The organism is Streptomyces sp. MS06, assembly GCF_047200655.1.
Taxonomy (GTDB): Bacteria; Actinomycetota; Actinomycetes; order Streptomycetales; family Streptomycetaceae; genus Streptomyces.
The window spans coordinates 193,031-205,727 of record NZ_JBJZOJ010000001.1 but is presented as its reverse complement, the minus strand read 5'-3'; the positions used below and the strand labels follow the sequence as shown (position 1 = coordinate 205,727).

Below are 12,697 nucleotides of genomic sequence, written 5' to 3'. Positions count from 1 at the left end.
TCCTTCCCAGTAGCCGAAGCGGGACAGGTGGGCAAGCCCGGTGGTAAGGACGGGCTAGCGCTCTGTCAGACTAAGAGTAAATATGACCGATATGCGGTATTGGGTCGCCTGGTTTCGGCGAGTGTTGTGCCGGGGGAGGGGACGGGGCCCGAGTTGCCGCGAGTGCCCTGCCGGGCGCGGGCGCGGAGCCCGGATGCGGCCGGCGTCGCGCCGGGCTGCGGTGGGCGTCGGGCCGGGCTGCGGTAGGCGTCGGGCCGGGCTGCGGTAGGTGTCGCGCCGGGCTGCGTGGTGGGCGTCGCGCCGGGAGTGCCGGGCCGTTTCCGGCGGGCGCCGCGCCGAGAGTTCGGCAGGTGTTGTCCACGGGCCCGGGGGCGACTGGTGGCCGGAGCCGGGCGGGCCGGTCAGAATTTGGGCAGGGTGGAGGGGATCGGGTTTCGCCCGACGGGCGCGGCCGACGCCAAGGACCAGCGGGAGGCAGCGGTGAGGACAGCGACACTGGGGCCGGCGCAGCGTGCCGAGTCCCTCGCGGCGATGGCGGAGCGGGAACTGGACGTACTGGTCGTCGGAGGCGGAGTCGTCGGAGCCGGCACCGCGCTCGACGCCGTCACCCGCGGCCTGGCCACCGGGCTGGTCGAGGCCCGCGACTGGGCGTCGGGCACCTCCAGCCGGTCCAGCAAGCTCGTCCACGGCGGCCTGCGCTACCTGGAGATGCTCGACTTCGCGCTCGTCCGCGAGGCGCTCAAGGAGCGCGGGCTGCTCCTGGAACGGCTCGCCCCCCACCTGGTGAAGCCGGTGCCCTTCCTCTACCCGCTCCAGCACAAGGGCTGGGAGCGGCTGTACGCCGGTTCGGGCGTCGCACTCTACGACGCGATGTCGATGGCCCGCGGCCACGGCCGGGGCCTGCCCCTGCACCGCCACCTGAGCCGCCGCCACGCCCTGCGCGTGGCGCCCTGCCTGAAGAGGGACGCGCTGGTCGGCGCGTTGCAGTACTACGACGCCCAGATGGACGACGCCCGGTTCGTCGCCACCCTGGTGCGCACCGCCGCCTCCTACGGCGCGAAGACCGCCAACCGCGCCCGGGTCACCGGCTTCCTGCGGGAGGGCGCCCGGGTGGTCGGCGCCAGGGTGGAGGACGTCGAGGCCGGCGGGGAGTACGAGATCCACGCCAAACAGGTCGTCAACGCCACCGGAGTGTGGACCGACGACACGCAGGCGATGGTGGGGGAGCGGGGCCAGTTCCACGTCCGCGCCTCCAAGGGAATCCACCTCGTGGTGCCGCGCGACCGCATCCACTCCTCGACCGGGCTGATCCTGCGCACCGAGAAGTCCGTCCTGTTCGTCATCCCCTGGGGACGGCACTGGATCGTCGGCACCACCGACACGGGCTGGGACCTGGACAAGGCGCACCCCGCCGCCTCCAGCGCCGACATCGACTACCTCCTCGAGCACGTGAACTCGGTACTGGCGGTGCCGCTCACCCGCGACGACGTCGAGGGTGTGTACGCGGGACTGCGCCCGTTGCTCGCCGGCGAGTCCGACGCCACCAGCAAGCTGTCCCGCGAGCACACCGTCGCCCACCCCGCACCGGGCCTGGTCGTCGTCGCGGGCGGCAAGTACACCACCTACCGGGTGATGGCCAAGGACGCCGTCGACGAGGCGGTGCACGGGCTGGACCTGCGCGTCGCGGAGTGCGTGACCGAGGAGGTGCCGCTGCTGGGCGCGGAGGGCTACCGGGCGCTGTGGAACGCGCGGGCGCGGATCGCCGCCCGCACCGGCCTGCACGCGGTCCGCGTCGAGCATCTGCTCAACCGCTACGGGGCGATGGCCGAGGAGGTCCTGGACCTCGTCGCGGCCGACCCCTCGCTCGGCGAACCCCTGCACGCCGCCGACGACTACCTGCGCGCCGAGGTCGTGTACGCCGCCTCCCACGAGGGAGCCCGGCACCTGGACGACGTACTCACCCGGCGCACCCGCATCTCCATCGAGACCTTCGACCGGGGCACCCGCAGCGCCCGCGAGGCCGCCGAGCTGATGGCCCCGGTGCTCGGCTGGGACGAGGACCACATCGAACGCGAGGTCCGGCACTACGAGAAGCGGGTGGAGGCGGAGCGCGAGTCGCAGCGGCAGCCGGACGACCTGACGGCGGACGCGGCGCGGCTCGGCGCACCGGACATCGTTCCGCTGTAGGCGGGGCGGACCGGGCCCGCGGCGGTTGGTAGCCCTCGGTGGTTGGCGCGGGCCTGCGGGGCGCGGCGCGGGCCTGCGGGGTGCGGCGCGGGCCTGCGGGGTGCCGTGCGGGCCGGTGGGGTGCGGTGCGGGCCGGTGGGGTGCCGTGCGGGCCGGTGGGCGGCGCGGGCACGCCCCGTCCGCCTCCGGCTGCCTCGGGCGGGGCTCAGCACCGCTCTTTCACTCGAACGGGTGGGGCGAAGCGGGAGCGCCGCGTGCGGGCCGGACGTTGTCAACAGTGCGAGGGCAGAACTCGGCCGCGAGCAGTGCGGGTTCGAGACCGGGATCTGCGATCGCCGTCGTGTTCACCCGGAAGGTGAGGACGCGACGGCCGTCCGGTGTGGCAGCGCTCCGCACGTAGCTGCCGGCTATCCGGCCGTTGTGCCCCCACACCGTGATGCCGCACGGCAGCTTCAGCGGAAACAGGCCCATACCGTACGCGCCGTGTGCGGTCCGGGTGTCGAGCATCTCCCGCAGCATGCGCGGGGGCAGCAGTTCACCGCCGAGCAGTGCCGCGTAGAAGCGGTCCAGATCGGCGAGCGTGGTCACCAACTCACCCGCGGCCCCGGCCACCCGCGGGTCGAGCGCGGTGACGTCGGAGTTGTCGGCGGCATAGGCCAGGCCGTGCGGCGAAGGAAGCGAAGTGCGGTTCCCGGGGAAGGAGGTGCCGGACAGACCCAGCGGAGCGATGACGCGGCGTTCGGCCTCGGCGGCGTAGGTGCGGCCGGTGACCTGCTCGACCACCATGCCGAGCAGCACGTAGTTGGTGTTGGAGTACGAGAAGCGGCCGCGGTCGGCCGGAGGGTGGGTGAGAGCGAGACGGACGGCCTGCACGGGAGCGACGGGCACCGTCCCGCCGGTGATCCGGGCGAAGTCGTACAGGCCGCTGGTGTGGGTGAGCAGGCTGCGCAGGGTCAGCGCGCGCCCGTCGTGGCCCGCCCCCCGCACGAGTCCCGGCAGGTGCTGCTCCACCGTGTCCGACAGCGACAGCCTGCCCTCGGCGGCCAGTTGCAGGACGACCGTCGCGATGAACGACTTGGTGATGCTGCCGGCGCGGAAGTGGTCGCCGCGGGCGATGCCCGGACCGGTCGCGGCGAAGCGGGTACCACCGGACTCCTCCCGGACCAGCAGCGCCGCCGTGGCGACTCCGCGCCCGTCGACCAGCAGCGGGAGGACCGCGTCCCGCGACGGTGCCGACCCGGCGGGCGCGCTCGTCGTCGTGAGCACCAGGAACAGCAGGCAGAGGGGCCCGGCCCACAGCCTCCGTGGCAACGGCATCGTGACGCTCCTCCCGGTGTCGCGGGCCATCATGCAGGAGAACGGTCGCGTCGGCGCCCGCCGGGGTGTCCGGGCGGGGGCCCCGGAAGCGGCCCGCCGAAACCGTCTCCGCCCAGGAGCACCCTGGGTGCTCCGGCCACTTGTCCGGTGAGGGACAATGAAGGCTCTGTCGGGGCAGGTTGTTTGAGGGGACGCATGTCGGAGGCGGAGCGGGCGGGGACATCTCGTCAGGACAGTCGTCGGGACGCTCTTCAGGACAGGAGCGCGCGACTTCTCGCCGGGCGGTACCGGCTGGGCGACGTACTCGGCCGGGGCGGCATGGGCACCGTGTGGCGGGCCGAGGACGAGACGCTCGGGCGGACGGTCGCCGTCAAGGAGTTGCGGTTCCCGTCCAACATCGACGAGGAGGAGAAACGCCGGCTCATCACCCGGACCCTGCGTGAGGCGAAGGCCATCGCGAGGATCCGGAACCCCAGCGCGGTCACGGTCTTCGACGTGGTCGAGGAGGACGACCGCCCCTGGATCGTGATGGAGCTGGTCGAGGGCAACTCGCTCGCCGAGGTCATCCGCGAGGACGGCCTGCTGGAGCCGAAGCGTGCCGCGGAGGTCGGGCTCGCGGTCCTCGACGTGCTGCGTTCGGCGCACCGCGAGGGCATCCTGCACCGGGACGTGAAGCCGTCGAACGTCCTGATCGCCGAGGACGGCCGGGTCGTGCTCACCGACTTCGGCATCGCCCAGGTCGAGGGCGACCCGTCCATCACCTCCACCGGCATGCTCGTCGGCGCGCCGTCCTACATCTCCCCGGAGCGGGCGCGCGGCCACAAACCCGGCCCGGCAGCCGACCTGTGGTCGCTGGGCGGTCTGCTGTACGCGGCGGTCGAGGGCGCACCCCCCTACGACAAGGGCTCCGCCATCGCCACGCTCACCGCCGTGATGACCGAGCCGCTCGAGGACCCCAAGAACGCCGGCCCGCTGAAGGACGTCATCCGCGGGCTGCTCACCAAGGACCCTGTCCAGCGGCTCGACGACGCCGGCGCCCGCAGGATGCTGGAGGCCGTGGTGCGCGCCCCCGGCTCGGAGAACCGGCCGGGCGAGGCGGCGGAGGCCACCCGGGTGGTACCGCTGCCGGCGCAGCCGGACTCCCCCGCGGAGCGGCTGCGCGGGGCGCTGCGCTCGGTACGCAGAGCGTCCACGGCGACGGCCCCGGCAGCCCCCGCCTCCACCTCCCGGTCGGCGGACGCCGACGGCAGCGCTTCCCCCGGCGGCACGGGCACCCCCGGCAGCACGGCCTCCCCCGGCGGTACGGGCACCCCCGGCGGTACGGGCTCCTCCGGCGGCCGTTCCGCCGCGGGGCCCGGCGCCGGGGCCGACCTCACCCCCGCGTCCGGTGCCGGAGCCGCGCCCGCCGACAGCGAGCGCGGCGAGCCGCAGCCCGGCAACGCCCCGGCCGGCAACCGCGCTTCCGGATGGCCGGTCGTGCCGCCGCCGGACCTCGACCTGCCGCCCCGCCCGGCGCCCAGGGCCCCGCTCACCGACGTCGTCCCCCGGCGCACCATGGTGATCATCGCGGTGGTCGTCGTGCTGGCGGTGCTGGGTCTGGTGCTCGGCCTGACGCTCGGCGGCGGCGACGCCGGTTCGGACGGCGCGCGGGCCGGTGGGCCCTCGAGCGCGGCGGCCGGCGCCGGACCCTCCGTCAAGGAGGACGGCGCCGACACCGCCGACGCGGACCGGGAAGCATCCCCCGCCGCCGGCGGCGGACCGGGCGCGGGTGCCGAGAACAGCGCCGACGCGACCGCTCCGGCCGCCGGCGCCGGCGGATCCGACACCGGCGGGTCCGCGGCCGCGACGACGTACCGGAGCCACCAGGGCTACTCGATCGGCCTGCCCGCGGGCTGGCGGTACCGGACCCACGACTCCGCGGGCGACCGGTTCACCGGTCCGAACGGGCAGAAACTCCTGGTCGCCTGGACCTCGGCGCCGAAGGGCGACCCGGTCGCCGACTGGCAGAACCAGGAGGGCTACATGAAGCTCTCGCAGTACCACCGGATACGAATAGAGAAGGTCGACTTCCACGGCTGGAACACGGCCGACTGGGAGTTCACCCACGTCTCGGGCGGGACGACGTACCGCACCGTCGACCGCGGCTTCGTCGTCGGCGACCACCTCGGCTACGCGCTGATGTACACGGCGAAGGCCGACGACTGGCAGGGTGAACTGCGCCGCGACACCTGGCGAACGCTGGGCGACACCTTCGTGCCGAAGAAGTGACGGGGGGCTCCCGCGCGGCCCGGGACACGGGACGCAGCGCGGGATCCCGCACCGGATCGCGCATCCTCTCTTTGCGGGTTGCCTCAGGCACGTATCGTGAATGCCCACGGACCGTACGCATCCGGCGGGAAGAGCGGAACGGTACGTGTGTCGAACGGAACTGACCGACCGTGCGGCCGGGGGAGGCAACGTGGACGACTACGCGGGACGAGTGCTCGCCGACCGCTACCGCCTGCCGCTGCCGGCCTCCGACGAGTACGAACTCACCGAGACTCCGGCCTTCGACACCTACAGCGGGCAGGAGGTCCTGGTCCGGCAGGTGCCGCTGCCCGAGGTCGTCGAGGCGGAGGTGCTCGACGCGGAAGGGCATCCCGAGGGCTTCACCGCACGGGACCACGCGGCCCGGCGGCCGGCCCCACGCGGTCGCCCCGACCCGCGCCGGAACCCGGACCCCGCGGTCCGGCGCGCGGTGGACGCCGTGCAGGCCGTCGCCCGGATCCCCGACCACCCGCGGCTGGACCAGGTCTTCGACGTGTTCGCCGAGGGCGGCTCGCTGTGGATCGTGAGCGAGGCGGTGGCCGCGAGGTCACTGGCCGAACTGCTCGGCGAGCGGCCGCTGACCCCGTACCGTGCCGCCGAGGTCGCCTCCGACGTGCTGACCGCACTACGGGTGCTGCACGCCCACGGCTGGGTGCACCGCAACGTCACCGCCCGGACCGTGCTGGTCTGCGACGACGGGCGGGTCCTGCTCACCGGCCTCGCTGCCGGGGCCGCTGAGGAAGCCCTGTGCGGCTACGACCCGGTGCCCGCCCTGGACGACGGCGACCCCGGTCCCGCCGAGGGCACCCCGCCCGCCTCCGCTCCGAACGGCGTCGCCGCATCCGCCGCGGCCCCGCCGTCCGCCGCGGCGGACGCCGCGAGCCCGCCCGCGGGCCCCCTCGCGCGCACCGCGCCCCCGAGAGCCCCCGGGGGTGCCGGGCCCGAGGACGCGGAGGCGGCACGGAGGGCCGCCATCCAGGCGCGGGTGGCGCGCACTCCGCCGGTCTCCGGCGGCGGCGCGGCGGACGGCGCGCCGGCCGCCCTCGCCCCCCGCCCGGCGGGCCCCGGTGAGGTCCGGGACGCCCGGGACGTCCGGGCCGCACGGGCCGGTGCGATCGCCGCCTACCGGGCGGGTGCACGGGCCGCGGCCCGGGTCCAGGAGGCTCAGCCCGGACAGACCGCCCGGCAGGACGGCCGGACGGCGCTGCCCGGCGGGCGCCCGGCCGTCGGCCCGGACCCCCGGCACCCCGACGAACGGCCCCGGTCCCCGCTGCCGCCCTCCGCGGCCCCCGCGCCCGGCTCCGCCCCCGCGCTACCGGCGGGGTGGGCGGCAGCCCCCGACGGCGCCGCCCCCGGCACCCGGCTCGGCCCGGTTCCGGCCCCCGCGGCCCCGGGGGAGACGCCGGCGGGCGGATCCGGCCCGGGAGGGGACACCGCGGGCCGTCACGGTCCGGGCCCCTCCGCCGCCGTCGAGGTGTCCCGGCCGCGGCAGCCCGCCGGCTGGGACGCCCCGGAGCCCGGCGCCACCGCCCGGCGCGGCCCCACCACCGCTCTCGCCGCCGAGCGTGCCCGGCAGGCCCGGATGACCCTGGTGGGGGCGGTCACCGAGCGGTGGGCACCCGAACAGGCCGGCCCCGTCCACGACAACTGGCAGCTTGCCGCGCCGATCGGGCCGGCCACCGACCTGTGGGCGCTGGGCGCACTGCTGTTCCGGTCGGTGCAGGGCCACGCGCCGTACCCGGAGGAGTCCACCGCCGAACTGGTGCAGATGGTGTGCGCCGAGCCGCCCGCCTTCGCCGAGGAGTGCGGGCCGCTGAGGCCGGTCGTCGAATCGCTGCTGCGCCAGGACCCCACCGAGCGGCCCGACGTCGAGGAACTGCGCGGCTGGCTGCGTTCGCTGGTGCGCTCCGCGCCCGAGCCGGACGCGGGCGCGCACATCGTCTCCGCGCCGCCCGCCGACACCGGCCGGCTGCCCATCCTGCGCCGCCGGGGCGAACTGGTGCGCAGGCGGCGGGCCGGGCTGCCCGCGACCAACCCGCACGGGCGCCACAAGAGGGCCCGCAACCAGCCGCGTTCGCCGCGCCGTCTGGGCCGGGCGCTGCTCCTGCTGGTCCTGCTCGGGCTGGCGGCGGCGGTCGCCTACGCCATGCTGTTCATGCCACGGTCCGACCGGGAGGGGGCGGCCGGTGCCGCCCGGGCCGCCGCGGGCGCCGCCGACCCGGTCGGCTCGCAGCCCGCGCCGGGCGGCGGCGACGGGCCCGGCCCCTCGGCCTCCGGGCACCCCTCGGCCGACTCCTCCTCGTCCACCGGGGACTCCGAGGGCCCGTCGTCCGCGGACGGTTCGACACAGACCCAGACCAACGGTGCCGAACTGCCCGACGGGTTCACGCTGCGCGACGACCCGGCCGGCTTCCGGGTGGCCGTGGCGAACGGCTGGACCCGCGCCCCGAAGAACGGCAGCGGACAGGTCGTCTACACGCACGGGCACTTCGAGCTGATCGTCGTCCCCGGGCGGGACGGCACGGACGCCTACGGGAGCGACCCGATGGTCTACCAGCGCGAGCACGAACGCGAACTGCAGCCCTACCGCGCCTCCTCCTGGGCCACCGCCACCGGGCTGAAGACCATTCAGGTCGGCGGACGCACCATGGCCGAGGGCCAGTTCACCTGGACCGGCACCGACGGCCGGGAGCTGTTCGTGCGCAACCTGGCGCTGCTGATCGACGGCCGCTACCACGTGGTGCAGGTCCGCGGTCCGGAGGCCGAACGGGACGAGGTCACACGGCTCTACGAGCAGGCCGCGGCCTCGTACCGGCCGGTCGGCCGAGCGGGGCGGTGACGCGCCGCAGCCGGTCGAACGGCCGAGGTGACGGCGGTTCCCGCCGCTCGCAGCGACCGTGTAAGGCAACCGTCACAGTGCGGTCACCGTGGCACCCCGCCGGTTCCCCGCGAACAGGCCGATGCCTAGTCTGACCCTGTCAAGAGCATTGCGGGGCAACGTGAATCAGATGCAGGGCCGGCTTCTCGCGGGCCGCTACCGGCTGGCCGACCCGATCGGCAGCGGCGGCATGGGCCGCGTGTGGCACGCACACGACGAGTTGCTGAGCCGCGCGGTCGCGATCAAGGAGCTGACCGCCTCGCTCTACGCCTCGGAGGGCGACCGGGCGGTCCTGCTGGCGCGTACCCGTTCGGAGGCGCGGGCCGCCGCGCGCATCAACCACTCGGCCGTCGTCACCGTGCACGACGTGCTCGAACACGACGGCCGGCCGTGGATCGTGATGGAACTCGTCGAGGGCGGCTCCCTCGCCGACACCGTCAAGGAGCAGGGCCGCGTCGAGCCGGCCGAGGCGGCACGCATCGGCATGTGGGTGCTGCGTGCCCTGCGCGCCGCGCACACGGCCGGCGTCCTGCACCGCGACGTCAAGCCCGGCAACGTCCTCCTCGGCCACGACCGCCGCATCCTGCTGACCGACTTCGGCATCGCGCAGATCGAGGGCGACAGCACCATCACCCGGACCGGCGAGGTCATCGGCTCGGTGGACTACCTCGCCCCGGAGCGCGTCCGCGGCAACGCCCCCGGTCCCGCCTCCGACCTGTGGGCCCTGGGCGCCACGCTCTACACGGCGGTGGAGGGCAGGTCGCCCTTCAGGCGGACCTCGCCGCTGTCGACCATGCAGGCGGTCGTCGAGGAGGAGGCGGAGGTACCCCGGCACGCCGGCCCGCTCGCTCCGATCATCTCCGCACTGCTCCGCAAGGACCCGGCCACCCGGCCCGACGCGGCCGAGGCCGAGCAGATGCTCGCCGAGGCGGCGGAGGGCCGCAACCCGCGCGCCGCGCAGGCGTACGTCCCCACGGAGCACGCTCCACTGCGCGGGCCGGCGGGAGGTGTTCCCCCCACGGGCCCGACGTCGGTGTACGGAACCGGCACCGGATTCCCGCCCGGAACCGGGTCCACCGGGCCGTCCTACGGTGGAACCGGGTCCACCGGGCCGTCCTACGGTCCGGCGGCACCCGGCGGCCCGGGAACGCCCGCAGGTACACCCGCGGGGGCAGGGGCATCCGGGGGAGCGGGACTTCCGGGGGGAACGGGGGGAACGGGGGGAACGGGACGGACAGGGGCACCCGGCGGGCCCGGTACTGCCGCTCCGGGGCCGCCGTACCGGCCGGGCGACGGCGTCTACGGCCCGTACGGCCCCGCCGGAGGAGCGCCGCCCGCCGGCCCTGCCGGGCGGACGCCCCGCACCGGCCCCACGACCCCGCCGCCGGCCCCGCGCCGCCGGGGCCGGCGCCTGCGGATCCTCGCACTCGTCGTCGCGGTCGCCGCCGTGGTCGGCGCGGGCACCGCGGTCGTGCTGCAGCAGTGGGACCGGGACCGCACCGGCCGCGGCGGCCCGACGGGCTCACCGTCCGTGTCGGCGTCGGCCACCGGAAGCCCGCACCCCGCGTCGGCGGGCGGCACCGTCCCCGACGGCTGGCACTCCGTCACCGACCCCCTCGGCTTCCAACTCGCCCTGCCGGACGGCTGGCAACGGCAGGTCTTCAGCCAGTCCGGAGACCTCACCCAGATCGACTACACACCCGACGGCGGCGAGCACTTCCTCCGCGTCGCCATCGACAAGTCGCCGGACTTCGCCGACCCCAACCTGCACCAGCTCGACCTGGAGGAGCAGCTCCAACGGCTGGTCGACTACGCGCGCGTGACCCTGAAGCCGAACACCTACCGCGACCGGCCCGCCTCGCTGTGGGACTACACCTGGACCGCGCTGGCGAAGGACACCGAGTTCCCCGGACCGCGCCGGGCCACCGACGAGACGTACATCGACCGGGACGGCACCGAGTACGCCCTGTACATGTCCGCACCCGCGAAGGACTGGGAGACCGCACGGAAGCAGTTCACGACCGTGCTGCAAACCTGGCAACCGCACGTGTGACGCCGCGTGGTTGGCCGGACGACGCCCCGGAGGCGGGCGGTCCGGTGCGGCATGATGGGGCGCATGGGGACCGAGGGGGACGACGTCCGTGTGATAGCGGGCCGTTACCGGCTGGAGGCCCGGCTGGGGCGCGGCGGCATGGGGATCGTGTGGCGGGCCACCGACGAACTGCTCGGCCGGCGCGTCGCGGTGAAGGAGATCCTCCTCGACGAGGGCCTCGACGCGGCCCGGGCGCGGCGCCAGCGCGACCGGACGCTGCGGGAGGCGCGCGCGGTCGCCCAGCTCCGCCATCCGCACATCATCGTCGTGCACGACGTCGTGGCGGACGTGGCGGGGGAGTTCCGCGTCGGCGTGCACGGCGACGGTGCCGCGGCGGCCCGTGGGGACACCGCCGGGGACGTCGTGGAGAACGTCGTGGAGCACGGCGGACGCCTGTACATCGTCATGGAGTTGATCGAGGGCGGTTCGCTGGCGGACCGGGTGGCCCGGCACGGCCCCGTGGACCCCCCGGAGGCCGCCCGCATCGGACTGGCCCTGCTGGGGGCGCTGCGTGCGGCGCACCGGGCCGGGGTACTGCACCGCGACATCAAACCGGCCAACGTCCTGGTCGAGTCCGGCACCGGGCGCGTCGTCCTCACCGACTTCGGGATCGCGCAGGTCGCGGGTGCCACCACACTCACCGAGACGGGCTCCTTCGTCGGCTCGCCCGAGTACACCGCACCCGAGCGGATGTCCGGCGCCAGGACCGGGCCGGAGTCCGACCTGTGGTCGCTCGGTGCGCTGCTGTGCACGGCGCTCAGCGGCGAGTCGCCCTTCCGGCGCGACTCGCTCGGCGGCATCCTGCACGCCGTCGTCACCGCCGAGATCCGCACGCCCCCGCAGGCCGAGCCGCTGCTGCCGCTCGTGCGGGGCCTGCTGGAACGGGACCCGGACCTGCGGTTGGACGCGGAGCCGGCGGAGCGCATGCTGCAGACCTTCCTGGACACCGGCCGCCTGCCGGCGCCGACGACTCCCGGACCGCTCCGCCGGGAGGCCGGACGGCCTGCGGCGACCGGGTACCCGGTCGCGGAGCGCGGCCTGCCGGGGCCGGCGGCTCCGGCGGTCCCGCGGCGCGGGTGGGGCCGGTCCCCGCGGAGTGTGCTGGTGGCCGTGCTGCTGGTCGCCGCGATGGCCGGGGCGGGGGCGTCGGCGGTCGCACTGCTGGTGCACCGGGGCGGCGGCGGGGGCGGAACACCGACGCCGCCGGCGACCACGTCCACGGCTCCCGCCGGGTCCACCACCGGCACTCGCGGCCCCGGCAGCCCCGCGGCCGGGCCGAGCGGCGGCCGCTCCCCCTCCCCCGCCGGACGCACCACCGCCCCGTCCGGCTTCCGCCTCGCCGACGACCCGGCCGGGTTCAGCCTCGCCGTGCCGGACGGCTTCACCCGAAGCGTGCAGGGCGACCGCGTCGTGTACCTGTCGCCGGGCGGCGCCGCCCGCGGCCAGACCGCAGGGACGTTCCGCCTCGGAGTCAAGGTCGCCGCCCCGGAACCGGGCGGCCCATTCGTCGTGCTGCGGCGGGCGGACGCGGCCGGCCCCGACACCAATCCCGGATACCGCGACGGCCGGGTCACCGGTACCCGCCACCGGGGGCATCCGGCCGCACTCTGGGAGTTCACCTGGAACGGTTTCAGCGCCGCGGAGGGGCCGCGGCACACCTACGACCTGTCGTGGGAGGAGGGCGGCCGGATGTACGACGTGTGGGTGTCCGCGCCGGTCGGGAAGGTGCGGGAGGCCCGGGAGTACTTCGACGTGGCGGTGGACACCTTCACGCGCGGGTGAGGCGGGCGGGTCCGGAGGAGACCGCGCGCGGCGCCGCCCGGCGACCGCTCGACGCCGGGGTCCGGGGAGCACTCGCGTCCGGTCCGGGGGAGCACCCGCGTCCGGTCCTGGAGCGTCCGCGGCCGCCCGGGACC

At 75.6% G+C, this 12,697-nt stretch carries 6 protein-coding genes; 5 read left to right on the top strand and 1 reads right to left on the bottom strand.

Annotated features, from left to right (window positions below; genetic code table 11):
- Positions 1-480 precede the first annotated feature (480 nt).
- On the top strand, positions 481-2,187 hold the full coding sequence (locus ACL02U_RS00790; RefSeq protein WP_412788585.1) for a glycerol-3-phosphate dehydrogenase/oxidase: 1,707 nt from the start codon (positions 481-483) through the stop codon (positions 2,185-2,187).
- 219 nt (positions 2,188-2,406) lie between these two features.
- Here ACL02U_RS00790 and ACL02U_RS00785 read toward each other — a convergent pair whose 3' ends face one another.
- Entirely contained in the window at positions 2,407-3,504 is a 1,098-nt protein-coding gene (locus tag ACL02U_RS00785; RefSeq protein WP_412788584.1) for a serine hydrolase domain-containing protein, read from the bottom strand.
- Positions 3,505-3,699: 195 nt separating this feature from the next.
- Here ACL02U_RS00785 and ACL02U_RS00780 point away from each other — a divergent pair, with 195 nt between their 5' ends.
- The 4 genes from ACL02U_RS00780 to ACL02U_RS00765 all read left to right on the top strand — a co-directional run bounded on the left by ACL02U_RS00780 (position 3,700) and on the right by ACL02U_RS00765 (position 12,563).
- Positions 3,700-5,772, top strand: a complete 2,073-nt coding sequence (locus ACL02U_RS00780; protein ID WP_412788583.1) for a serine/threonine-protein kinase — start codon at positions 3,700-3,702, stop codon at positions 5,770-5,772.
- Positions 5,773-5,962: 190 nt separating this feature from the next.
- Positions 5,963-8,650 (top strand): protein kinase, encoded by a 2,688-nt coding sequence (locus ACL02U_RS00775; RefSeq protein ID WP_412788582.1) that lies wholly within the window; start codon positions 5,963-5,965, stop codon positions 8,648-8,650.
- Between the two features lie 169 nt (positions 8,651-8,819).
- Positions 8,820-10,742 (top strand): serine/threonine-protein kinase, encoded by a 1,923-nt coding sequence (locus tag ACL02U_RS00770; RefSeq protein WP_412788581.1) that lies wholly within the window; start codon positions 8,820-8,822, stop codon positions 10,740-10,742.
- A 63-nt stretch (positions 10,743-10,805) separates the two neighbouring features.
- Positions 10,806-12,563, top strand: coding sequence for a serine/threonine-protein kinase (locus ACL02U_RS00765; protein WP_412788580.1), 1,758 nt, complete (start codon positions 10,806-10,808; stop codon positions 12,561-12,563).
- Positions 12,564-12,697: the final 134 nt, after the last annotated feature.

Excerpts from the sequence above, each read along its gene's own strand:
- ACL02U_RS00785 (WP_412788584.1), bottom strand. The coding sequence starts at position 3,504 with ATGCCGTTGCCACGGAGGCTGTGGGCCGGGCCCCTCTGCCTGCTGTTC.
- ACL02U_RS00780 (WP_412788583.1), top strand. The coding sequence starts at position 3,700 with ATGTCGGAGGCGGAGCGGGCGGGGACATCTCGTCAGGACAGTCGTCGG.
- ACL02U_RS00770 (WP_412788581.1), top strand. The coding sequence starts at position 8,820 with ATGCAGGGCCGGCTTCTCGCGGGCCGCTACCGGCTGGCCGACCCGATC.
- ACL02U_RS00765 (WP_412788580.1), top strand. The coding sequence starts at position 10,806 with ATGGGGACCGAGGGGGACGACGTCCGTGTGATAGCGGGCCGTTACCGG.